The 22,125-nt window shown below is 72.9% G+C and carries 24 protein-coding genes and 1 tRNA gene; 17 read left to right on the forward strand and 8 right to left on the reverse strand.

Features of this window, described 5'->3' with window-relative positions; all coding sequences use genetic code 11:
* The first annotated feature begins 24 nt into the window (after window positions 1-24).
* From PH189_RS21350 to PH189_RS21375, 6 genes are all read left to right on the forward strand, one after another.
* Window positions 25-843: a DUF1326 domain-containing protein gene (locus PH189_RS21350; protein WP_274190838.1), complete on the forward strand. Its 819-nt coding sequence runs from the start codon at window positions 25-27 to the stop codon at window positions 841-843.
* Window positions 844-867: 24 nt separating this feature from the next.
* Window positions 868-1,665, forward strand: a complete 798-nt coding sequence (locus PH189_RS21355) for a DUF2182 domain-containing protein (protein ID WP_274190839.1) — start codon at window positions 868-870, stop codon at window positions 1,663-1,665.
* A gap of 23 nt (window positions 1,666-1,688) precedes the next feature.
* Entirely contained in the window at window positions 1,689-6,647 is a 4,959-nt protein-coding gene (locus PH189_RS21360; RefSeq protein WP_274190840.1) for a multicopper oxidase domain-containing protein, read from the forward strand.
* Between the two features lie 85 nt (window positions 6,648-6,732).
* Window positions 6,733-7,884 (forward strand): CaiB/BaiF CoA transferase family protein, encoded by a 1,152-nt coding sequence (locus PH189_RS21365; RefSeq protein WP_274190841.1) that lies wholly within the window; start codon window positions 6,733-6,735, stop codon window positions 7,882-7,884.
* 83 nt (window positions 7,885-7,967) lie between these two features.
* Complete coding sequence (locus PH189_RS21370) at window positions 7,968-9,332, forward strand: alpha/beta fold hydrolase (protein ID WP_274190842.1); 1,365 nt, start codon at window positions 7,968-7,970, stop codon at window positions 9,330-9,332.
* Between the two features lie 17 nt (window positions 9,333-9,349).
* Window positions 9,350-9,712 carry a helix-turn-helix domain-containing protein gene (locus tag PH189_RS21375; RefSeq protein ID WP_274190843.1) on the forward strand — a complete coding sequence of 121 codons (363 nt, stop codon included), beginning with the start codon at window positions 9,350-9,352 and terminating at the stop codon, window positions 9,710-9,712.
* Between the two features lie 7 nt (window positions 9,713-9,719).
* On the opposite strand, the gene PH189_RS21380 is transcribed toward PH189_RS21375, so the two are convergent.
* On the reverse strand, window positions 9,720-9,896 hold the full coding sequence (locus tag PH189_RS21380) for a hypothetical protein (protein ID WP_274190844.1): 177 nt from the start codon (window positions 9,894-9,896) through the stop codon (window positions 9,720-9,722).
* A gap of 283 nt (window positions 9,897-10,179) precedes the next feature.
* Here PH189_RS21380 and PH189_RS21385 point away from each other — a divergent pair, with 283 nt between their 5' ends.
* Window positions 10,180-11,175: an aldo/keto reductase family protein gene (locus PH189_RS21385; protein WP_274190845.1), complete on the forward strand. Its 996-nt coding sequence runs from the start codon at window positions 10,180-10,182 to the stop codon at window positions 11,173-11,175.
* A 62-nt stretch (window positions 11,176-11,237) separates the two neighbouring features.
* Here PH189_RS21385 and PH189_RS21390 read toward each other — a convergent pair whose 3' ends face one another.
* Window positions 11,238-12,011 carry a decaprenylphospho-beta-D-erythro-pentofuranosid-2-ulose 2-reductase gene (locus PH189_RS21390; protein WP_274190846.1) on the reverse strand — a complete coding sequence of 258 codons (774 nt, stop codon included), beginning with the start codon at window positions 12,009-12,011 and terminating at the stop codon, window positions 11,238-11,240.
* Between the two features lie 86 nt (window positions 12,012-12,097).
* Here PH189_RS21390 and PH189_RS21395 point away from each other — a divergent pair, with 86 nt between their 5' ends.
* The 3 genes from PH189_RS21395 to PH189_RS21405 all read left to right on the forward strand — a co-directional run bounded on the left by PH189_RS21395 (window position 12,098) and on the right by PH189_RS21405 (window position 14,213).
* Window positions 12,098-12,415, forward strand: coding sequence for a P-II family nitrogen regulator (locus tag PH189_RS21395; protein WP_274190957.1), 318 nt, complete (start codon window positions 12,098-12,100; stop codon window positions 12,413-12,415).
* A gap of 157 nt (window positions 12,416-12,572) precedes the next feature.
* Window positions 12,573-13,547, forward strand: a complete 975-nt coding sequence (locus PH189_RS21400; RefSeq protein WP_274190847.1) for a sensor histidine kinase — start codon at window positions 12,573-12,575, stop codon at window positions 13,545-13,547.
* 30 nt (window positions 13,548-13,577) lie between these two features.
* Window positions 13,578-14,213, forward strand: coding sequence for a maleylpyruvate isomerase family mycothiol-dependent enzyme (locus tag PH189_RS21405; RefSeq protein ID WP_274190848.1), 636 nt, complete (start codon window positions 13,578-13,580; stop codon window positions 14,211-14,213).
* Window positions 14,214-14,223: 10 nt separating this feature from the next.
* On the opposite strand, the gene PH189_RS21410 is transcribed toward PH189_RS21405, so the two are convergent.
* Window positions 14,224-14,631 carry a GNAT family acetyltransferase gene (locus tag PH189_RS21410; RefSeq protein WP_274190849.1) on the reverse strand — a complete coding sequence of 136 codons (408 nt, stop codon included), beginning with the start codon at window positions 14,629-14,631 and terminating at the stop codon, window positions 14,224-14,226.
* Window positions 14,632-14,685: 54 nt separating this feature from the next.
* Between PH189_RS21410 and PH189_RS21415 the strand changes: the two genes are divergently transcribed.
* From PH189_RS21415 to PH189_RS21430, 4 genes are all read left to right on the forward strand, one after another.
* Window positions 14,686-15,057: a VOC family protein gene (locus PH189_RS21415; RefSeq protein WP_274190850.1), complete on the forward strand. Its 372-nt coding sequence runs from the start codon at window positions 14,686-14,688 to the stop codon at window positions 15,055-15,057.
* Window positions 15,058-15,134: 77 nt separating this feature from the next.
* On the forward strand, window positions 15,135-15,632 hold the full coding sequence (locus PH189_RS21420; RefSeq protein ID WP_274190851.1) for a VOC family protein: 498 nt from the start codon (window positions 15,135-15,137) through the stop codon (window positions 15,630-15,632).
* A gap of 255 nt (window positions 15,633-15,887) precedes the next feature.
* Complete coding sequence (locus PH189_RS21425) at window positions 15,888-16,049, forward strand: hypothetical protein (RefSeq protein WP_274190852.1); 162 nt, start codon at window positions 15,888-15,890, stop codon at window positions 16,047-16,049.
* Between the two features lie 173 nt (window positions 16,050-16,222).
* Window positions 16,223-16,948: an NAD(P)-dependent oxidoreductase gene (locus PH189_RS21430; protein ID WP_274190853.1), complete on the forward strand. Its 726-nt coding sequence runs from the start codon at window positions 16,223-16,225 to the stop codon at window positions 16,946-16,948.
* A gap of 104 nt (window positions 16,949-17,052) precedes the next feature.
* Here the strand turns inward: PH189_RS21430 and PH189_RS21435 are convergent.
* Window positions 17,053-17,136, reverse strand: a tRNA-Tyr gene (locus PH189_RS21435).
* A 112-nt stretch (window positions 17,137-17,248) separates the two neighbouring features.
* On the opposite strand from PH189_RS21435, the gene PH189_RS21440 reads away from it, so the two are divergent.
* Window positions 17,249-17,740 (forward strand): YajQ family cyclic di-GMP-binding protein, encoded by a 492-nt coding sequence (locus PH189_RS21440; RefSeq protein ID WP_274190854.1) that lies wholly within the window; start codon window positions 17,249-17,251, stop codon window positions 17,738-17,740.
* Window positions 17,741-17,820: 80 nt separating this feature from the next.
* Entirely contained in the window at window positions 17,821-18,327 is a 507-nt protein-coding gene (locus PH189_RS21445) for a hypothetical protein (protein WP_274190855.1), read from the forward strand.
* Between the two features lie 7 nt (window positions 18,328-18,334).
* On the opposite strand, the gene PH189_RS21450 is transcribed toward PH189_RS21445, so the two are convergent.
* A complete protein-coding gene (locus tag PH189_RS21450; protein ID WP_274190856.1) occupies window positions 18,335-19,054 on the reverse strand; it encodes an excalibur calcium-binding domain-containing protein in 720 nt (239 codons plus the stop codon).
* Between the two features lie 183 nt (window positions 19,055-19,237).
* Here PH189_RS21450 and PH189_RS21455 point away from each other — a divergent pair, with 183 nt between their 5' ends.
* Window positions 19,238-20,581 (forward strand): NAD(P)/FAD-dependent oxidoreductase, encoded by a 1,344-nt coding sequence (locus PH189_RS21455; protein WP_274190857.1) that lies wholly within the window; start codon window positions 19,238-19,240, stop codon window positions 20,579-20,581.
* On the opposite strand, the gene PH189_RS21460 is transcribed toward PH189_RS21455, so the two are convergent.
* The 3 genes from PH189_RS21460 to PH189_RS21470 all read right to left on the reverse strand — a co-directional run bounded on the left by PH189_RS21460 (window position 20,530) and on the right by PH189_RS21470 (window position 21,902).
* Window positions 20,530-21,003: a Clp protease N-terminal domain-containing protein gene (locus PH189_RS21460; protein ID WP_274190858.1), complete on the reverse strand. Its 474-nt coding sequence runs from the start codon at window positions 21,001-21,003 to the stop codon at window positions 20,530-20,532. The genes PH189_RS21455 and PH189_RS21460 overlap by 52 nt on opposite strands.
* Window positions 21,004-21,070: 67 nt before the next feature.
* Window positions 21,071-21,526 carry a GNAT family N-acetyltransferase gene (locus PH189_RS21465; RefSeq protein ID WP_274190859.1) on the reverse strand — a complete coding sequence of 152 codons (456 nt, stop codon included), beginning with the start codon at window positions 21,524-21,526 and terminating at the stop codon, window positions 21,071-21,073.
* On the reverse strand, window positions 21,519-21,902 hold the full coding sequence (locus PH189_RS21470) for a VOC family protein (RefSeq protein WP_274190860.1): 384 nt from the start codon (window positions 21,900-21,902) through the stop codon (window positions 21,519-21,521). Before PH189_RS21470 ends, PH189_RS21465 begins: the two co-directional genes overlap by 8 nt.
* Between the last annotated feature and the right edge of the window lie 223 nt (window positions 21,903-22,125).

Genomic DNA, 22,125 nt, shown 5'->3' on the forward strand with positions numbered 1-22,125 from the left:
CCGGGCGCCTCACTCCGTGCCCGAATGAGCATTCTCCGTGAGGTCCGGTTACTCGCGGAATGGGATCAGGTGCACGAAGCGACAAATTTCGATCATTACCGGATTCTTCCCCCGATCGGCGCCTACGCCTCAGACTTCACCCAGACCACACTCGTCACGTCGACGACGATCCGCACATCGTCGAGTCATCGGGGGGACGGCGTGACCTATCATTTTCGCGGCCATTTCATCGAGGCCTGCGACTGCTTCGAATTGTGCCCGTGCTGGGTGGACGACAGCCCCGATGAGGGCCATTGCACCGGCCTCGTCGTCTGGGAGATCGAGGAGGGCACGATCGACGGCGAACCCGTCGACGGGCGCGCGGTCGCCGCGGTCACGAGCCACGGCCCGGCTCGTCGGGACAGCCGCGCGACCACGGTGCTGTTCATCGACGACGGCGCCGAGAATACCCAGTACACGGCCATCGACAAGGCGTTCCGGGGCGACCTCGTCCCTGATCGTCAGGACCCGTTGGGGGTCCTGATGTCGGTCACCGGCACGGTGCTCGAGACCGTGACCGCGCCGATCGCCGTCAGGACCACCTCCGGCGGGTGGTCGATCCGCATCGGCGACGTGGATTGTCCACTCGTCTCGGCGCACGGTGTCGCGCTCTCGTTCGAGGGGGAGACGGAGCCGTTGGAGATGAACCACACGGCGCTCCATCGTGAACTCCGGATCGTCGGCTCCTCGACCGCCCAACGCGGAGAGGAATTGCGCATTGCCGTTCCCGCGCTCCGTGGCGGTGGCTACATCGAGGCCGCTGCGCGGTCCGGAATGCGCGGTGGATTCGAGTACCGGTACTGATCGACGGTCGACGGAGGACACGTCATGGCTGTCCGTACACCGCCCCGCCCCGATCGCCTTCCTCGTCCGACCCTCGCCGCGACCGTCGTGCTCGCCGTCGCAGCGGCGGCCTGGATCGGGACCGTCGCCGTCCACTCTCCCGGAGAGGCCCGCCACGGCCACCACGGCGTCGTGACGACGAGCACGACGACCGTCGCGATCTCGCTCGCCGGCTGGACCCTCATGGTCCTGGCGATGATGCTGCCGCCGGCCCTACCCCTCGTCGGCCTGCTCGGCCGACTCCTGAGCGGGCGCGGCCGGAGGGTGTCGCGCCTGTTCACCGCCGTCGCCGCGTTCGTCGGCGTCTGGACCGCCACGGGGGTCGTCCTGATCACGGGTGCTGCGGCACTCGATCTCGCGCTCGGCGCGGCGACCTCCACGGAGACGCGGGTCAGGATCGCCGGCGGCGTCGTCCTGCTCGCAGGGCTCTACCAGTTCACCCCGATCAAGAACGCGTGCCTGACGGCCTGCCGCACGCCGCGGTGGTTCGCCCTGCGTCTGTGGGGCCGGCATGGCCCGACCCGCGACGCGGCGGCGATCTCGGGCGCCTACGGCGTCTCCTGCGTCGGCTGCTGCTGGGCCCTCATGCTGCTCTGTCTCGGCACCGGTGCGCTCGCGCTCCCGGTGATGGTGGTGCTCACGATCGTCATGGCCGCCGAGCGCCTCGTTCCTGCGGCCCGCGCGGTGGCACGTGCGACCGGTCTGGTGCTCGTCCTCCTCGGCACCGTGCTGCTCGCCGATCTCCTCCCGCTCGGCCTGGTCCACCCACTCCTCGGCGCCTGACGCCGCATCCGTCGGAGGCCCTCATGCCCGACCGCTCCTACGACGTCACCGCGCTCGAGTTCCCGATCGTCTACACGCTCGACGGCGACCACGACCGCAACGGCCTGCTCTACGCCCCCACGACCCTCGTCCCGATCCTCCAGTGGGTCCGCGACGAGTGGCGGCGCGACGACGAGTGGCTCCCCGAGGCGCACCGGCGACAGCAGTTGATCACGATGCTCGTCGACGGCCTCCGCCGCTACGAGGAGATGGAACGTCTCCTGCGCACCACGTTGGCCGCCCACGGTGACCTCCTCGCCCACCGCGGCGAGGTGATCGTCGCCGACGCGGTCGAGGAGGACGCCCAGGACCCGGCGATCCCCCCGGTGCGCCGGGAGATCGAACAGCACTACCGCACCACGGTGAACGAACTGGCGACCATCCTCGACGAGCTCACCGACGGAGAGGTCCGCGAGGTCCACCGCGATCCGACCGAGCGCGCCCGGTGGCGGGCACGGTGGATCGACGCCGACACCGTCCTCCGTGGCGCGATCGCCGACCGCCTGGTCCAGATCGACAAGCTCTACGCCACCACCGGCCGGGCCCTGCTCGCCCAGCAGACCGGACTCGCCGCGACCGACGTCGACCGCTTGGTGCTCAACGACTTCATCGCCGACCTCGACGTCGCCGCCGTCGCTCCCGCTCAGGTCGCGGCGCGGGGGTCGTACGACCGGGTCAATCCGCTTCGGCCCCTGCCTGCGGCACGCCCCCTCGTCCTGCGCGCGCGTGAGGGCGAGACGGTCGAGGTGACGCTCCGGAACGAGGTCCGAAGCCGTCACGTCGGTCTGCACCGCCAGGGCTCCGGTCTCGTCGGCGGCGTCCGGGAGGCCGACGGCGCCGCGGTCGGGCTGAACCCGTCGACGACGGCGGCGCCGCGGGGGCGGATCACCTACCGGTGGACCGCGGACACCGAAGGAGTCTGGCCGCTCAACGATCTCGCCGACGTCCGCGGCACCGAGGACGGCACCAACGTGCACGGCCTCTTCGGGGTGCTACTGGTCGAACCGCCGGGAGCCACGTGGCGTGACCCGGAGACGGGCGAGGACGTCACCGGCTCCGACCTCGGGTGCATGCTCGACGTCGACGTCTACCCGACCGCCGCCGAGGCCGCCTCCGAGCAGTACGTCGACCTCGCGACGGACGGGGACCACTGGCGTCCGCACCGTGAGTTCACGATCTTCATCCACGACGAGCCCGAGGTGCACAGCGCCCTGCACGTCGGAGGCGGCGAGCACACGGTGATGCCGCTGTCGTACCGCGCCGAGCCGATGCCCAACCGCCTCCCCCACCGGATGCGGCAGTATGCCGCCGACACCCGGCGGCGTGACCGCGAGGAGGAGAACGGCACCGGACCCGGCTGGCACCGGCGGCCCGACACCAGCCCGCACGAGCTGCGGGCCGTCAAGCGTGAGATCAACACGCACACCCTCGCCGAGGAATTCTGGGTCGGGCGACGCGCGGACGGCTCGTGGATCGAACGGGTGGCGGGCGAGGAACAGCACCACAGCTCCTGGCTGTTCGGCGACCCCGTGACATCGATCCTCCGCGCCTATCAGGGCGATCCCTGTCGGGTGCGGCTCGTGCACGCGGGGATCAAGGAGACGCACGTCTTCCACCTGCACGTCCACCAGTGGCACGCGGTGCCGACCGACACGGCCGTCCCGAGTACGTGGCGACCGGGCGAGCCGCGCGGCTCCCAGCTCCTCGACTCGATCACCATCGGCCCACAGACCGGCTTCACGATCGATCCGCTCTACGGCTCGGGAAGCCGCCAGCGCGCCGTCGGCGACATCATCTGGCACTGCCACCTGTATCCCCACTTCCACCACGGCATGTGGGGCCTGTGGCGCAGCTTCGACCGCTTCGTTGACGGTGAGCGCAACCTGCCCGACGGGAGCCCGTGCCCCCGGCTCGTGGCCCTCGAGGGCAACGAGCCCGAGCAGGGCGACCGCGTCGGCTTCCCGTGGTTCGTCGACGCCGGCGTGCCCCAGAAGGCGCCGCCGCCGCCGGCCGCGGCTCCGGACCAGGTCGGCGGTCGACGCCGCCTCCTCGCGCTGCGGGACGCCTCCCCGGAGGAGGAGGCCGCGTTCGCGCCGGGGGCCGACCAGCGACCGGGCGCGCCCTTCGTCGCCCTCGACGCGAAGGCCCACGACTGGGCCCATGCCGCTGGTGTGCCGGCGGCGGGCCGCGTGATCTCGTACGACGTGGCCGTCCGCGAGGAGCGGCTGGACTACAACCGCATCGGCTGGCACGACCACCACGGCCACTTCTACGAGCTGGGCGGCGTCAGCACCGTCGTCGGCGGCGTGCGGACGTCGCACCCCCTGCCGACGCGGAGCGGTCCTCGGGAACCGTTCTTCGTCCGCGCGAACCACGGCGACGTCGTCGAGCTCCGCCTGCACAACGAGCTCGGGACCATCGGCGCCGACCACTTCGACGTGACGCAGCTCCCCGTCGAGTGCGGCCTGCACGTCCACCTCGTCAAGTTCGACGTCCTGGCTGCGGACGGCTCCTCCACCGGCTGGAACTACCTGTCCGGGGCGAGCTGCAGGGAGGCGGTGCCGGGGGTGGGCGACGTCCCGCTCCCGGCCAACGTGAGCCTCCACCGGTGGGTGGTCGACGAGGAGTTCGGCCCGTGCTTCTTCCACGACCACCTCCTCGCGAACTACCGCCAGAAGCGCGGCCTGTTCGCCGCGCTCATCGCCGAGCCGCCGGGTGCCGAGTGGACCCTCGGTCCGGCCCTGGTCGAGGAGCTGCCGCCCGTGCAGGGCGCGCACGCGGAGCAGGACGCGCAGGAGGACGACGAGCGCAGGGCCGAGGGTCCGCTGCGCCCTGGGTTACGGGGAGCCGCCGAGGAGGACGCGGACGAGGTCCCCGCACCGTCGACGGAGGAGGACACCGCTCCCGTCACCGCCTGGATCGGAGCGAGCGCGATCGTCGAGCCCCTCGACGACAGCGACATCGGTCCGTTCCGCGAGGCCTGCCTCGGGGTCGGCGACTTCGTGCCCCTGTACGACCGCGCGGAGCGTCCCCTGAACCCACCCGGCGAGCTCAGCGGCGACGACGACCCGGGGACGATGGCCGTCAACTACCGCAGCGCCCCGCTGACTGCCCGCGGCCCCGACCCGGCGCAGTGGTTCGCCACCGACGAGCGCCGGCGTGAGCGGAAGGAGGAACCCGAGCCCGGCGACGAAGAGGAACTGGGGCAGACGTCGTGGCTCCGCGACCCCGAGACGCCGATCGTGCCCACCTACCCGGGGGAGCGACTGCGGATCCGGCTCATCCAGGGGTCCCACGAGGAACAGCACAGCTTCGTCGCCCACGGCCTGCGATGGCGGCGGGAGTGGCAGAGGGACGCGCACCATCCCGACGGCACGGCGTCGACGCTGGTCAACCAGCAGACGCTGGGCATCTCGGAGGCGTTCACCCTCGACATCAACGGCGACGGCACCTCTCCGTACGACATCGGCGACCACCTGTGGCGGTTCAGCGCGATGGACGACCTCTGGCTCGGCTGCTGGGGACTCGTCCGCGTCCTCGTGCCCGGCTCCGAGACCCCGCAGCTCCCGGGCACCGAGGTGCCCTCGCCGTCGGCGTGGCGACCGGAGTGCGGCGAGCGCTACCGCTGGTACACGGTCCGGGCCCGCCGCATCGAGCACGAGTACGACGGCCGACGCCTCACGGACCCCTACGGGCTCGTGTACGAGGCGCTCGCCGACGGCGAGATCGCCCGAGGTACCGAGCGCGACGAAGCCACCGCCACTGTCTCGCCGTTCGCCGAGTCGGAGCTCCGGACGAAGGAGTCGAGGCCGGGGAAGCTCATGATGGAGCCGTGGGTGGACGGGGTGTGGCGGGTCGGGCCCGAGCCCGGCGCCGCTCCCGGACCCGAGCCCCTGGTCCTCCGCTGCCGCCCCGGGCAGTGGGTGCGGGTGTGCCTCGTGAACGAGGTCAGCCTGCCGCGCGACGGTCTCGAGGCGCGCGACGGCTGGACGGGGCGCCACGAGGACCCGCTCCTCCCCCGCTTCGGCCCGGAACCGCACCCACCCGCGTTGCCGCTCGACGAGGACCGGCGCACCGTCAGCCCCCGCGTCTCGCTCCACCCCGCCCTGTTGCAGTACGACGTCATCACCGACGACGGCGCCTACGTCGGCACGAACCGCGACTCGACGGTCCGTCCGTTGCCGCTCGAGGACGAACACGGGCACGGGCCCGACGACGGGGCGGTCGCCGAGCACGACGGTCACGGACACGACCGCCAGAACTGGCGCTGCTACTGGTGGTACGCCGACCCCGAGCTGGGCAAGGACATCGGTCAGGTCTGCTACCTGCACGACATGGCCGACATCCGGAACCACCGCCACCACGGTCTCGTCGGCGCCATCATCGTGGAGCCGGAGGGCTGGGAGCCCGACGACTGGACGGGTCCCCGCACGACCGTGCGGGGACCCGGCGGCGAGACCGCGAACGAGCAGGTCCTGTTCTGGCACGACGGTCTGCGGCACTACGCGTTCGGCGATCTGACCTCGCCGGTGGCGGACGTCGTGCCGGGCGACGACCCCGAGGACGCGGGCCAGAAGGGCATCAACTACCGATGCCGACCGGTGCACCCGCGCACGCAGCTGCACGAGACCCCTCCGACGCCGACGTGGGAGGCCGAGCAGGGCGACACGTTGTGGCTGCGCCTGGTAGGCGCGTGCGACAAGCCGCGCAACCACACCTTCACGGTCCACGGCCAGCAGTGGCCGATGGCACCGTGGCTCGGGAGGACGTCGCCCCAGGTCGGCGGCCTTTCAGGGCTCACCGCGGACGTCGTCCACGACATCGCGATGAAGGCACGGCATGCCGGCGATCACGCCTACCGCAGCGGCGCCTTCCGATGGGCCGTGACACAGGGCATGTGGGGGATCCTGCGCGTCGGAAAGGAGGGGGAGGAGGAGCAGTGACCGCCGCCGGTCGCCCATACCGTCAGTCCTGACTGTCTCGTAGGCTCACCCCCGCCACGACCGCGGCGAGAGGAGATCGGGCCCCATGGGTGTGCTGGACGGCGTCAAGGTCATCGAGGTGGCCGGGATCGGCCCCGGGCCGTTCGCGGCGATGATGCTCGCCGACATGGGCGCCGACGTCCTGCGCGTCGACCGGCCGGCCGGGGGCCGCGGGCTCTCGATCGGCAACGCGAGCAAGGACGTGCTGGCGCGCGGTCGCCGCTCGGTGGCGCTGGACCTCAAGTCGCCCGAGGGCCTGGAGGTCCTGCTCGACCTCGTCGAGGGCGCCGACGTCCTGCTCGAGGGCTACCGGCCGGGCGTGGCCGAGCGCCTCGGCTTCGGTCCGGACGAGTGCCACGCCCGCAACGAGCGCCTCGTCTACGGCCGGATGACCGGCTGGGGACAGGACGGGCCGAACGCCTCGCGCGCGGGGCACGACCTGACCTACCTGTCGACGGCCGGCGTCGTCGCACACATGGAGGGGCCCGACGGCGCCCCGGCGATCCCGATCAACCTCGTCGGCGACTTCGGCGGCGGCGGGATGCTGCTCGTCGTCGGCGTGCTCGGGGCGCTGGTGGAGCGCGCGACGTCGGGGCGCGGACAGGTCGTCGACGCCGCGATCGTCGACGGCGCGGCCCTGCAGATGGCCATGGTCTACGGCATGCGGGCGGGCGGCATGTGGCCCAACCCTCGGGGCCAGAACCTCCTCGACGGCGGCGCGCCGTTCTACGAGCACTACCGCTGCAGCGACGGCGGCTGGGTCGCGGTCGGGGCCATCGAGCCGCAGTTCTACGCCGAGCTGATGACGCACCTGGGACTCGAGGGCGAGGACATCGCGAGCAACCAGTGGGACATGGCCCGCTGGCCGGAGTTCCACCGGCGGCTCGCGGAGGTGTTCGCCACGCGCACCCGCGACGAGTGGGCCGCCGACCTCGAGCCGACCGACGCCGTCGTCGCCGCCGTGCTCGACATCGACGAGGCGCAGGAGCACCCCCACAACCGGGCCCGCGGGCTGTTCATCGACGCGTTCGGCGTCCGCCAGCCCGCGCCTGCGCCGCGTTTCGACCGCACGCCCAGCGCCACGCCGTCCGCGCCCGCGGCACCGGGGCAGCACTCCGCCGAGGCCCTGGCCGACTGGGGCATCGCTCCGGACCGTGTCGCGAAACTGCAGGAGGCCGGAGTCGTCCACCAGGCCTAGGGTTCGACGTTCGGCCGTGTGCGTGCGTTGCGGCGCTCCGGCACGGGTAAGCGCTCACGAGCGCGGAGCGCAGAGGAGGGGCCGTGATCCTGACCCCGGCCGGGGCGTGGCGTGCCGTCGACAACGTGCGTGCCCGTGTGCTCGAGGGGCCGCTCGCGGACCTGCGTCGCATGCCCCGTTCGGCGTTCGACACCGGTCCGGGCGACCCGGGCGCGGGCGGCGTGGGCCGGGCACTCGGGCTCGCGCGCTCCGGATCGGTGAGCACCTACCGCTACGCCGTGCACCCCACCGCGCGGCTGCGGGGCTCGCCGGTGCTGCTGGTGTCCCCGCTCGGTGCCTGCGGCGTCGCCTTCGACCTGCGGCGTGGCAACAGCCTCGTCGAGCACCTCGTCGGCGAGGGCCGTTCGGTGCACCAGGTCGACGACGAGGACCTCGTCGGGTTCGGTGGCGCGATCGCGCCGGGCCCGGCCGACCTCGAGCGGTGGGTCGACGAGATCCTCCCGCACGTCGTGCGCACGGTCAGCCGTCACCACGACGGCGCCCCGGTGCATCTGGTCGGCTGGTCGATCGGCGGCCTGCACGGGGTGCTCAGCGCCGCGGGGCACCCCGACCTCCCGCTCGCCTCGGTCACGGCGATCGCGACGCCGTTCGCGCTGGACGAGGTGCCGCCGGTGGTCCGGGCGCAGCCGCTGGCGGTGGCGGCCGGCGGGCCGGTCCTGGCGACGCTGCAGACGCTCCTGGCGATCATGCCGCTGCCCCGGCTGATCAGCGCCCTCGGCCTCGGCTCGCTCGACGAGCTCCTGACCGCACCGCTGACGATGATCGCGCGGCTCGACGACCGCGACTTCCTCGCCCAGCTCGAGGCGGTCGACGACCTGCGGGCGATCATCGGCGAGCAGGCGCGCTACGTCGGCAGCTACTTCCGCGCGATGGTCGACCCCGCCGACCTCGCCGTGGGCCGCGTCCCCGTCGGCCACCGGGTGATCGACCTGGCGGACCTGCAGCGGCCCACGCTGCTCGTCGCCGGCGAAAACGACCGCGTCGTCCCGCCCCGCGCCGTCCGCACCGGCGCGCGTCGTCTCACGGGCGCGCCGACGCGTCTGACGACGGCCCCCGGTGGACACCTCGGCGTCCTTGCCGGCCGGGCCGCCAAGCACACGACGTGGGCCCGGCTGTGCGCGTTCCTGGACCACCACGACGCCCCGGCCGTTGTCGAGGGCGGGAGCCCCGGAAGCCGGCGCGTCCTGCGCCCCGCCCGGTCCGCGCCGCGCCGGGCCGTGGAGCCCGTCCGTCCGTCGGTGACCGAGCTCCCGCCGTCGGTGGGCGAGGCCGGCGACGAGAACCGCGACGACACGCCTGCGGCGAAGCCGGCGGCGGCGCGGCCGACGCGGAAGTCGTCGCGGCTGCCCGCCCCGAAGCGGGCCTCCCGCTCTCCCCGGCGCCGCTAGAGAGAAGCCCTGCTGGCGTGGGCGTCGTCTACTGTGACGACGTGGTCTCGTTGCGCGATGCCCGGCGCGACCGGGGGTGGTCGCAGACGACGGCCGTCGCCCGACTACGGGAGCTCGCGGAGCGGGGCGAGGTCGACGTGGCCAGCGCCGCGAGCCTCAAGACACAGCTGTCGCGGTGGGAGAACGGCACCATCCCGGACGAGCCCTACCGGACGCTGCTCGCGGAGCTCTACCAGCGCGAGCTCGGTGAGCTGGGCATCGACGTGACGCCCCACTGGGAGCGCACGCACGAGATCCCCGACCTGCTCACCGAGATCCGCGACGAGCTGCGGACCCTGAACGAGCTGTTGCGCGGGCGCGACGAGCCGACGCCGCGCTAGGGGCGGCTCAGACCTCCGGCGAGCGGCCCACGAGCTGCAGGCGCGGCGCGTCCGACGACTCGGAGGTGCGCGCCAGCACGACCCCCAGGGCCGCCACCGAGACCGTGCCGACGGCGGCGACCGCCTCGGCCGTCAGATCGAGGACGTCGGCCAGAGGGCGCAGCGGCGCCAGCAACATGTTCACGTAACCCCTACGGCGTGCGGACGGTCGAGGACCCGAGGAGGTCCACACGACGGTCCGCAGCGGCTCTGCCGGGGACTCTTCGGGACCACCCTCGCGAGTTCGTGGCCCCATCGTGCCAGTCGTTCGGGACGGCGAAAGCCGCTGTCGCGGCAATTCACACGTCGGTCATCGTGAACTGCGTCGACCGGTCGACAACATGCGACGACCGGACCGGAGCTTCCGTCCAATAGGAGTGTTGATCTCCGCGCGGGCCGTGCCGACGTCTCCGGCCTACGGTGGCGGGGTGCGCCTTCGCCAGCTCGGTACGAGCGACCTGCAGGTCTCGGAGATCTCCCTCGGTTCGTGGCTGACCTACTCCGGAGGTGTCGAGGCGGACGCCACCGCCGCGTGCACCCGCGCCGCGTTCGACGCCGGCATCACGTTCTTCGACACCGCCAACGTCTACGGGCGCGGTGCCGCCGAGGAGGCCTGGGGCCGGATCCTCTCCGACTACCGGCGCGAGGACTACGTGCTCGCCACCAAGGTCTACTTCCCGATGTCCGACACCGACCGCGGGCTCTCCCCCACCCAGGTCGCGAAGCAGATCGACGCCTCGCTCGCGCGTCTGCGCACCGACCACGTCGACCTCTACCAGTGCCACCGCTTCGACGCGCAGACGCCGATCGAGGACACGATGGAGGCGCTGGCCGAGGTCGTCCGCGCCGGCAAGGCCCGCTACTTGGGCTTCAGCGAGTGGACCCCGGACCAGATCCGCGCGGGCCTCGAGGCGTGCCCGGACGACGTGACGCTGGTGTCCTCGCAGCCCCAGTACTCGATGCTCTGGCGCGCGCCCGAGGCCGAGGTGTTCGGGGTGACCGCGGAGCACGGCATCTCCAACATCGTCTGGTCGCCGATCGCGGAGGGCGTGCTCACCGGCAAGTACCGCCCGGGCGAGCCGGTGCCCGTCGACTCGCGGGCCGCCAGCGACGAGATGAACGGCTTCATCAAGCAGAAGCTCACCGACCGGACGCTCGAGGCCGTGCAGCGCCTCGTGCCGATCGCCGAGGGTGCCGGTCTCTCGATGCCGGAGATGGCGCTGGCCTGGGTCCTGCGGCGGCCCGAGCTGGCGTCGGCGATCGTCGGGGCGTCGCGTCCCGAGCAGGTGCACGCGAACGCCGCCGCGGCCGGGATCGAGCTCAGCGCCGACACCCTCACCGCCATCGACGACGCGCTCGGCGACGTCCCGGTCACCGGCCCGCAGCTCGCCCCCGGCGCCTCGGCGGAGATCACGAGGCGCTGACGCGCACGTGAGGATTCGGGTCGCCCCGGCGACCCAGATCCCTCACGTGGGGCGCAGCCCCCTCACCGCGGCAGGCGTCGCCAGGCCCACCGGGGCAGCAGGCGCAGGCCCGTGAACAGCACGCGCAGGGAGCCCGGCACCCAGACGACGTCGCGACCGGTGGTCAGGGCGTCGGCGGTCGCGTCGGCCACCTGGCCCGGAGTGGACGACAAGGGCGCGGGATCGATCCCGCTGTCGGCGGTCATGCGCCCGACCACGAACCCGGGGCGCACGAGCGTGAGGTGCACCCCGCTGCCGTGCAGGGCGTCCGCGAGGCCCGAGGCGAAGCCGTCGAGCCCGGCCTTCGCCGAGCCGTAGACGTAGTTGGCACGCCGCACCCGCACGCCGGCCACCGACGAGAACACGACGATCTCGCCGCGGCCCCGGGCGCGCATCCGCGCCGCGACCTCGGTGAGCACCGCGACCTGTGCGGTGTAGTCGGTGTGCACGACAGCGGCGGCGTGCGCGGCGTCCCGCTCGGCGCGCGCCTGGTCGCCCAGCACGCCGAAGGCCAGCACGACGGTGTCGGGCAGCCCGTGATCCGCCTCGACCGCGTCGAGCACGGCGCCCTGCGCACCGAGGTCGTCGGCGTCGAACTCCACGGTCGCCACCCGGGCGCCGGCGCTGCGAACCGCCGCGGTCTCGGCGGCCAGGTCGTCCGCGCGCCGCGCGGCGAGCACGACGGTCCCGGCGCGGCCGGAGGCGGCGAGGCGGCAGGCGAGCGCCACCCCGATCTCGCTGCGGCCACCGAGGACGAGCACGACCGGCGCGGGCGACTCAGCGATCCGATCAGCCATCGCGGCAGCCTAGGCAGCACGCCCTCGCCTCGGGGCGCCCGGCCCCGTAGCGTCCGCGGGGACGAGGGAGGGCAGCCGCGGTGAGGATGTTGCACGCGATGGTCCCGCCGCACGCCCTCGACGGCGTGCGGCGCGCCCTCGAGCGTCACGCCGTGCTCGGGATGACCATCTCCGAGGTGCGCGGCCCCAACTCGGGCGGCCGGCGCGCGATCCACCGTGGACAGGTCGTCGTCGACGAGTTCGCGCCCTGCCTGCGCATCGAGACGATCCTGCACGACGAGATCGTCGAGCGGGTGCTCGGCGAGGTCGCGGGCGCGGTGCACCCGGACGGCCGTCTGTGGATCGTCCCGGTGGATCTCGTCACCCGCGTCCGCACCGGTGAACGCGGCGCCGACGCGGTGTAGCTCGGGTGTAGCGCGCTGTGACCCAGCGTGCCCAACGGACACGACCGTCCGACGCATCGGCCGGCCCACTGGGCGGTATCGGGTGTCGTCGGTGAGTGCGGAACGGCCAGGATCGGTGCAACGGAAGGACGCCGCCACGGAGCGGGGTGGTGCGAGGGTGACTGTGTCGGAGATCCGCGGGCGACATCGCCGCGACGTCGCGTCCCTCGAGCACGCAGTCTTCTTCTACGACGGCGACGAGCAGTTCGTGCGGGACGTGGTCGGCCATGTCCGTGGCGGCCTCGAGGCCGACGACGCGGTGGTCGTGGCGTTGCCCGAGAGGCACCTGTCGCTCGTCCACGACGCGCTGGGGGACGACGCACGGGCCGTGGTCCTGCAGGACGTGCGGCGCCTGGGGCTCAACCCGGCGCGCCTGGTCCCCGCGCTGCAGAAGTTCGTCGAGGACCGTCCGGGGCGCCGCGTCCGCGCGGTCGCCGAGGCGCTGTGGCCCGACCGGCCCGCCGACGAGCGCGCTGCCTACCTGCAGCACGACGCGCTGACCAACCTCGCGTTCGCCGACCGTCCGGTCTCCGTGCTCTGCCCGTACGACACGCGGCTCCTCGACGCGGACGGCCTCGCCGACGCCCGCGCCGTGCACCCGCTCGTCGTCGAGGACGGGACGCCCGTGGCCAACGCGAGCTTCGGCGACCCTCTGAAGCTCGCCGAGGCCGTCCTCGGCCCGCTGCTCGACGGGCCGGACGAGAGCGAGACCCTGGTCTTCCGGCCGCCGCACGGCCCGCGTGCCGTCCGCCGGGCCGTCGCCGAGCACGCCACGCAGGCCGGGATGACGCCCGACCGCGTCACCGACTTCTGCCTGGCGGTGCACGAGGTCGCCCTCAACACGGTGGTGCACACCGACGGACCGGGCATCCTCTCGCTCTGGCACACCGACGACCGGGTGGTCGCCGAGATCCAGGACTCGGGATACGTCGACGATCCGCTCGTCGGGCGTCACCCGCCCGGCCCGTCGGACGGCCGCGGCTACGGGCTGTACCTCACCCATCACCTCTGCGACCTCGTCCGGCTGCACAGCACGCGCGACGGCGGGACGACGGTCCGGATGACGATGTACCTCGACGGCCTGCACCGCTAGCGTCGCGTCCCCCGACCCCAGGAGCGCGCCGTGGACCGTGCCCACCTGCAGGCCGCCGTGGAAGCGGAGCGTCGTGCACTGGCCGACGTCCTCGACACCCTCACCCCCGAGGAGTGGCGCTCGCCGTCGCTCTGTGCGGGATGGACCGTCCAGGACGTCGTCGCGCACATGACGCTCACCTCGCGGCTCTCGCGCTTCCAGGCGGTCAAGGCCGTGCTGGCCGCGCGGGGCGACATCAACCGCATGATCGACAAGACGTCCCGCGCTCGGGCGGCGGAGTACTCCCCCGGCGAGCTCGCCGCCCAGTACCGGGAGACGATCTCCTCGGCGCAGCGTCCCCTGGGCACCCAGCCCGCGGACCCGCTCGTGGACGTCATGGTGCACGGCCAGGACATCACCCGGCCGCTCGGGCGGACGCTGCCGATGCCGCCGGAGCACGCCGCGCTCGCCCTCCACCACGTGTGCGCGTCGTCGTTCTACGGCGCGAAGAAGCGGCTCGAGGGCCTGCGCCTCGTCCCCACCGACATCGACGCGTCGTTCGGTGAGGGCGACCGCGAGGTGCACGGCCCGGCGGGCGAGCTGCTGCTGGTGGCGACGGGACGCTCGGTGGGGCTCGCGGCGCTCACCGGCCCCGGGGTCGAGGTCGCCGCCGAACGGCTCGGCTGAGCGCGACGCCTCACGGGGCCAGGAACCGCCCGAGCACGGCGGTGTCCTGCACGGCGTACCCGAGGCGCTCCCAGAACGCGACGGCGGCGGCGTTGTCGCCGCGCACCATGAGCTGGGTCTTCGGCACGTGCGCGCCGAGCCGCGCCTCGGCGGCCGCGACGAGCGCGCGGCCGACGCCGCGGCGCCGGAACCCCTCGTCGACCGCGAGGTAGTAGAGCCAGCCGCGGTGCCCGTCGTGGCCGATCATGACCGTCCCGACGAGCCGGTCGTCCTCGAGCGCGGCGAGCACGGTCGAGGTGGGACCGTCGACGGCCCGCCGCAGGTCGGCGTCGGGGTCGTTCCACGGCCTGGTCAGCCCGGCAGCGCGCCAGAGCGCGACGGCCTCCGCGTGCCGGTCCGGCGGCAGGGGAAGGATCACGGTCGGCGACGGTAGTGGCGGCCGAGGTGTTGCCCCGCGGTGGATGCTGGGCGCGTGCAGGGGCGGTTGATGGGGTTCGTCGGGGTGTCCGATCTCGACGCCGCGCAGGAGTTCTACGGCGACGTCCTCGGGCTCGACCTGGTCGACGAGCGACCGTTCGCACTGGTCGCCGACGTCGCGGGGACGATGCTGCGGATCACCGCCGTCGACGTCCCCGCCGCGGTGCCGTACACGGTGCTCGGCTGGGCGGTCGACGACATCGCCGCCACCGTGGACGAGCTCGCCGGCCGCGGGGTGACCGTCACCCGCTACGAGGGCATGGGCCAGGACGACCGCGGGATCTGGACCGCGCCCGGCGGCGCGCGGATCGCGTGGTTCCGCGACCCCGACGGCAACAACCTCTCGCTGACGGAGTTCGCCGCGTAGGAGGAGCGACGCGGCGCACCTCGCAGGAGCACACTCGTCCCCACGTCGACGAGGAGATCGCGAGCGAGGAGACCGCCGTGGCCATCGGGATGACGAAGCTGCTGCACATCAAGCTCCCGGTCACCGACCTGCAGCACAGCGTGGACTGGTACTGCCGCCTGATGGACCTCGCCCTGGCCTACGAGTTCGTCGAGGACGGCGAGCTGCGCGGGGCGGTCCTGCGGTCGGAGGAGGGCGGGTTCAACGTCGCGCTGCGCCTGCGGCAGTACTGCGCGAGCGCGTCCGACCTGACCGGCTTCGACGTCGTCGGGATGCACATGGAGAGCCGCGAGAGTCTCGCGGTCGTGCGCGAGCGCTGCGCCGCCCTCGGGGCGGAGTGCACGGGGATCCAGGACCGCGCGCCGCACGAGGCGGTGGTCGACGTGACGGATCCGGACGGCACGATCCTGCGCTTCTACTGGATGGACCTCGCGAGCGCGCCGACCGCGTTCCAGGGGGTGGAGTTCCGCGGCGACGGGCCCCCGGAGCTCGTCGCCGAGCCCCGTCTGACGGCGCCGGCGGTGCTCGGCCGCTGACGCGGTCCGATCACGTGGGTCCGGAGTGCCAGGTACTCCTTTCCGCCTGGCACGGAGCGACCCGCGGTCTGGCTGGCCTCCGGCGCGCCGCGAGGAGGCCGCCGCCGTCTGGTGCCCTCCCCGCTGATCTCCGGGTGGTGCCGGGTCCGGGCGGAGCCCGTCTCCTGCGCTTCCCCGACCCCGGTGGCCCGAGTAGGCGACCATGGCTGGGTGGAGTTCGAGATCAGGGCAGCTCGCGAGCGCGACGCGGACGCCGTGACCGAGCTGCTGGAACAGCTCAGCTACCGACAGGACGGAGGCGTGGCCGAGCGGCTCCGCTGGTGGGTCGACGATCCGCAGGGTCACGTCCTGGTGGCCGACGACGGAACCGCCCTCTCGAGCATCGTCGCCAGGTACCTCACGCCTCGCTTCGAGTGAGAAGGCTGGTGGTCGCAGGTCGTTGCTCTGGTCGCCGCCGAATCTGCGGGTACACGCGACGTGCATCGTCGGCCAGGAGAACGCCGCTCGTCGACGGATCGATGAGGCCCTCGGAGTGGACCGTCCGCCGTGAGGGTCGGAAGCCGGCCGCTATCTCGATGGAAGGAGTGCTCGTGGACCTCGTCGTCTTCGGAGCCAACGGACCCACGGGCCGACTGGTCGTCGAACAGGCCCTGACGGTCGGTCACCACGTCACTGCGGTGACACGACGCCAGCCCGACCAGTACCCCCTGACCGCACCGCGGCTCGACGTGGTCGTTGCGGACGTCACCGATCGCAACGGCGTCGAGCGGACGCTCGCCGGGGCCGGGGCGGTCATCTCGACGTTCGGGGCGCCCTACAGCAGGACCGAGATCACGGTGTACTCGCGAGGGATCGAGAACATCACCCGTGCGATGGCCGCTCACAGCGTCGAGCGCCTGGTCTGCGTCAGCTCCACGACAGTGGCAACGGAGGAGCAACCTGGCGAGTCCGTGTTCTGGCGCAGGGGCGTCATCCCCCTCCTGCGGAACACCGTGGGTCGCACGCTGTACGACGACATGCAGCGCATGGAGGAGATCGTCAAGAGAAGCGGACTCAACTGGACGGTCGTTCGCCCGGCGGGGCTGTTCAACGCGGTCGGGCCCACCGAGGACTACGAGGTCGCGACCCGGCGCCTTCCCGGTAAGTACACCTCGCGCGCTGACCTCGCCGACCTCCTGGTCCGCGAGGCCATCGCGCCGCAGCACCCGCGCTCGATCATCGAGGTCATCACTCGGTCGGGGGGGCCGCCACGTCGGTGGGGCACGTTCCTGAAGGAGGTCATGCCAGGGCGAGGTGAGCAGCCCGTCCGTGAATAGTCCGTGGACACCCACGCAGGGCCGGTCACGGCCGGACGGAGCCGAACATGGCCCTGATCATGAATCAGGCCCATCGTCGCTGGTCAGCGAGGCGATGGGCCTGGTGGTGGCGGGTGAAGGATTCGAACCTTCGAAGCTTTCGCGACGGATTTACAGTCCGCTCCCATTGGCCGCTCGGGCAACCCGCCAGGGTGTGCCACCCCGCAGGATGACGTCGGCAAGAATACAGATGCCGGCTCGCCGTCGACGCAGGCGGCCCCCCGGTGCGCACGCCCGGCCGACACGTCAGGGAGGACGACGATGGCCAACCCCTCGTTCGACGTCGTGAGCAAGGTCGACCGCCAGGAGGTCGACAACGCGCTGAACCAGGCGAGCAAGGAGCTCTCGCAGCGGTTCGACTTCCGCGGCACCGGTGCCGACGTCTCCTGGGCCGGCGAGGAGGCGATCACCGTCAGCGCCGAGACCGAGGAGCGCTGCAACGCCGCGATCGAGGTCTTCAAGGAGAAGCTGATCAAGCGCGGCATCTCGCTGAAGGCCTTCGACATCGGCGAGCCCGGGCTCTCGGGCAAGGCCTACAAGGTCACCGGGACCCTGGTGCAGGGCATCAGCAAGGACAAGGGCAAGGAGATCTCGAAAGCCATCCGGGACGAGGGCCCGAAGGGCATCCAGGCCCAGATGCAGGACGACCAGCTCCGGGTGACGGGCAAGAAGAAGGACGACCTCCAGGCCGTCATCTCCCTGCTCAAGGAGCGCGACTTCGAGATCGCGCTCCAGTTCACGAACTACCGCTGACCGGCGCCGATAACCCACCACCCTCGGCCCTCGTTGTGGACCCGACGCGCCCCGCGCTCGCGACCACGTGGAGGGTACGAATGAGGCCGACGTTCGTGATGCTGGCCGTGACCGCGGCGGTGGTCGGGTCGCTGCTCGGTCTCGGGCCGGAGCCCCTCGGCGCTCCCCGGGCCGCCGCCTGTGAGAGCAAGGCTCCGCAGTGCCGGGGCGATGACCACGCACCGCCGTCCGACGGGGACCTCCTGATCCGGGGGACCCTGACGACGGTGGTCGGTGTCATCGTCGTCGACGCCCGTTCGGTCGGCGGGCAGGTCGACGGCGTGGCCACGTTGGCGCTCGGACCGACCGGTCCTGTCCGCGAGATCCGCCCGCCCGGCGACGGACGCGACTTCTACTGCGTCAACATCGAACGGGACGGGACGCCGGGCCTCCGCGCCAACTTCTACATCCGCGACGTCGGAGACGGCGTGACGACCTTCGACCAGGCCGCCGTGTTCGCCGAGGACCCCGAGCTGACCTGCAGCAACGGCACGCCGCCCGCCTCGTTCCCGGACGGCGTCGCCGGCGACATCACCGTCACGCGGTAGCCACGGCTCACGCCCGGCGGTGGCGGCCGCCGGCCAGGGCGTGGCGGGCGCCGACCGCGCCGGCGACGGCCGCGGAGCCGAGCAGGCCGTAGGTCAGGAGGTCCGGGACGCCCGCGGGCGCGCTGCCGTCGCCGGCGTCCACGCCGCCGACGGGGTAGGCGGGCGCCCTGTCCTGGGTGGCCGGGGCGCTCTCGTGCTCGGTCACCGCCGCGGGCGCGGTCTCCACCTCGTCGGCGTAGCCGAACGACTCGCACGCGATGCCGTCGTCGTCGGCGTCGAGCCGCTCGGGGTCGCTGGGGTGGTCCTCGAGGACGGCCTGGGCCTCGGCCTGGGAGTCGAAGTCGGCGCAGTCGCGGTCGCGGGTGCTGGTCGAGCTCTCGTCGGAGGTGTCCGCGGCGGTCCAGGTGTGCCCGCCCGTGGACGTGGCCGAGTCATCGTCCGGGGCGTCGCTGTCCAGGGAGACATCGGTGATCGCCTCACGGGAGGGCAGGCTCTCGCACGCCCGTCCGTCGTCGTCGTTCCCGTCGAGCTTGTTCGGGTCAGTCGTGTCGTCGTTGTACTCGTCCTGCGCGTCCTCCTGGTACTGGAAGTCGTCGCAGTTCTTCACGTCCGACCCGGCCGCGAACGCGGCGCCCGTTCCGGGGCCGACGGCCGCCAGCAGCGTCAGCCCGCCGAGGGCGACGACGTGGAGGCGACGGGTCCGGCGAGCGGCGCGGTGAGCAGGCACGATGATTCCCCCGAGTGATGATGTGGCGCGAGTGCGACCGCACTCACCGCCACTGTCGCCGGGGACCTCGAGGGCGTTAGGGGATTCCCGGACAACCACTCATCAGGGTCGTTCCGGGCCGCCGCAGGCAACCGGCAGGGGTCCCGCACGTCGGGCGGTGGCGGCGTGGAGAGGGAGGACGGCATGGGCGAACGCGTGGTCGTCGTCGGCGGGGGGTTCGCCGGCGCGAGCGTGGCGCGGCGGCTGGAGAAGCTCGCGCCGACCGCCGACATCCGCCTCGTCTGCCCCGACGACTACATGCTCTACCTCCCGCTGCTGCCCCAGGTGGCGGCCGGCGTGCTGCCGCCGCGGGCCGCGGTGGTGTCGCTGTCACGGCGACTCAAGCGCACGATGCTGCTGCCCGGGCGGGCGACGGGCGTCGACCTCGACGCGCGCCGGGTCCTCGTCCACAGCATCACCGGCCGCGACCACGTGCTCGCCTACGACCGGCTCGTGCTCGCGCCGGGCAGCGTCACGAAGGTCATGGAGATCCCGGGGCTGCGGGAGTCCGGGCGGGGGTGCAAGACCCTCGCCGAGGCCGCGTTCCTGCGCGATCACGTCCTGACCCAGCTCGAGGTCGCCAACGCCTCCACCGACCCCGACGAGCGCGCACGGCGCTGCCGCTTCGTCGTCGTGGGCGGGGGCTACGCGGGGGTCGAGACCGCGGCGAACATGCAGCTGATGACCACCGCGCTCGCGCGGCGGTTCCCCCGGCTCGACCCGTCGCTCATGCAGTGGCACGTCGTGCAGCACCACGACGGCCTCCTGCCCGGCATGGGCAACCGTCTCGGCGACGACACGCGGCGGGTGCTCGAGGCCCGCGGGGTCCACGTCGACCTGGTGACGAGCCTGACCGCTGCGGATGACGAGTCCGTGACGCTCTCCGACGGACGCCGTCTCGCCACCTCGACCCTGATCTGGACCGCCGGCGTCGCGCCCAGCCCGCTCGTGGGGCACCTCGACGCCGCGACCGAGCACGGCCGGCTGGTCGTCGCGGCCGACCTCGCGGTGCCCGGACGCCCGGAGGTGTTCGCGCTCGGCGACGCCGCGGCCGTGCCCGACCTCGCCACCGGCGGCGGCGCCACCTGCCCACCCACCGCGCAGCACGCCACCCGCCAGGCACCGGTGGCCGCCGACAACGTCGCGGCGAGCCTCGCGGGACGACCGACGCGCGACTACCGCCACCGGGACCTCGGGCTCGTCGTCGACCTCGGCGGCGCCGACGCCGTCGCCAAGCCCCTGGGATTCGACCTCGCCGGCCTGCCGGCCGCGGCCGTGACCGGCGCGTACCACCTCTGGGCGCTGCGATCGCCCGCCGCCGTCGCCCGCGTCGCCACCAGCTGGACGCTGCGGGCGGTGGAGGGTCAGAACCCCGTGCGGCTCGGCTTCCTCACCGACCGCAGCGGACGCCTCGGCGAGTTCGAGCACACGGACGACTACCTCGACGCCGCCCAGGTGCGCGCCGCGATCGCCGCGGTCCCGGGCTGAGCCAGGTCGCTCCGGGCGGCGGCGACGATCGCGTCGACGTCGAGGTGTAGCGCGCGCAGGAGCCGCGGAGCGTCCTCGGCGTCGTCGGCGAGGACACCGAGCAGGAGGTGGCGCACGCCCACCGTCGGCTCCGCGTCCTCGTCGGCCAGCCGGAGCGCCGTGGCGAGAGCGAGGACGGCACCGGGGCGCCACGGCCGGTGCCCGGGATCGCGGTAGCCGACACCGGAGGCGGCGAGGTACGTGCGGGCCCGGTCGAGGTCGAGGGCGTCGAGCAGCCCGCCGCCGTGGTCGCGCTCGTCGCGCACGAGGGCGAGCAGGAGGTGCGCTGTGCCGAGACGGGTGTCGCCGCTGCGGGCCGCCTCCTGCTCGGCGCGGACGAAGACGCGGGTGGCCCGCACGGTCTGGCGGGAGCTGAGGTCCATGGACCCACGGTGGCGTCGGTATCGGGGGTGCGCCTCGGGGTCGGCCCCCGGTCGACGTCGGGGTTCCTCACCACTCCTTGGCGTAGTAGTAGCTCGGTTCCGTCGCTCCGGGTTGGATGAAGGCGTAGCCGTGGGCGGCGTAGAAGCGACGGGCGTCGGTGTCCTCGCCGTCGACGTTGACCTCGACGATCCGGCCGCCGCGGTCCTCCGCCAGCGCCTCGACGGCTTCGATCAGCGCGTGCCCGATGCGCCGGCCGCGGAGATCGGGACGCACGTAGAGCTCGTCGAGGAGGGCCACCGGCGCGTCGAACCAGACGTTGGGCCGGAACGACACCACGGCGAACCCGTCGGGCGGGTCCCCGTGGAGCAGGGCGACGAGGTCGTCCCCGGCCAGCAACGCCCGCAGCCGCCCGGCCAGGACGTCGGCGCGGGGCGTCGGGGTGTCGAACTCCGTGTTGAAGTCGTGGAGCAGCGCCCCGACCGTCGCGGCGTCGGCGACCCCGGCCCGCCGGACGTCAGCCATCGGACCCGTAGCGGCGCGTGATGACCTCGAGGTGGTGGCCGGCGGGGTCGTCGAAGTAGAGGCCGCGGCCGCCGTCGTTCGTGTTGTACTGCCCGGCCCAGCGCTGGTGCGGGTCGGCCCAGTACGTGACGCCGCGGTGCTCCAGCCGGGCGTGGATCACGTCGAAGTCGTCCTCGCCGACCAGGAACGCGACGTGCTGGCCGGGGAAGTCGATCGGCGGCGCGGCGTAGTCGATCGTGAACGTCTCGTCGACGTCGACGGCGAGGAACGGGCCCGCCTCGTAGGGATCGGGCAGCCCGAGGATGTCGGCGAGGAACTGGGCGGACTCGCGGGCGTCGTGCGCGGCGAGCGCGAGGTGGTCGATACGAACAGCCATGGGGTGTGGACTCCAGGGCTCCGGCGCCTCCATCCGCCGGTCTGACACCGGCCCGGACGCGACGCTGTCGACGATCTCAGCGCTGGTCCCCGCGACGCGTCAAGAGCCCCACGAGCGGGTGGATTTCCTGACGTTGAACGTCAGCATGGCCCCCAGGCTGGCACGACCCGGCGACGATGTGGGGATCCTGGCGTTGAGCGCAAGCGAGGCCGCAGGGCTGGCA

Origin of the sequence: Actinomycetospora chibensis (assembly GCF_028737215.1) — a bacterium.
GTDB lineage: Bacteria > Actinomycetota > Actinomycetes > Mycobacteriales > Pseudonocardiaceae > Actinomycetospora > Actinomycetospora chibensis.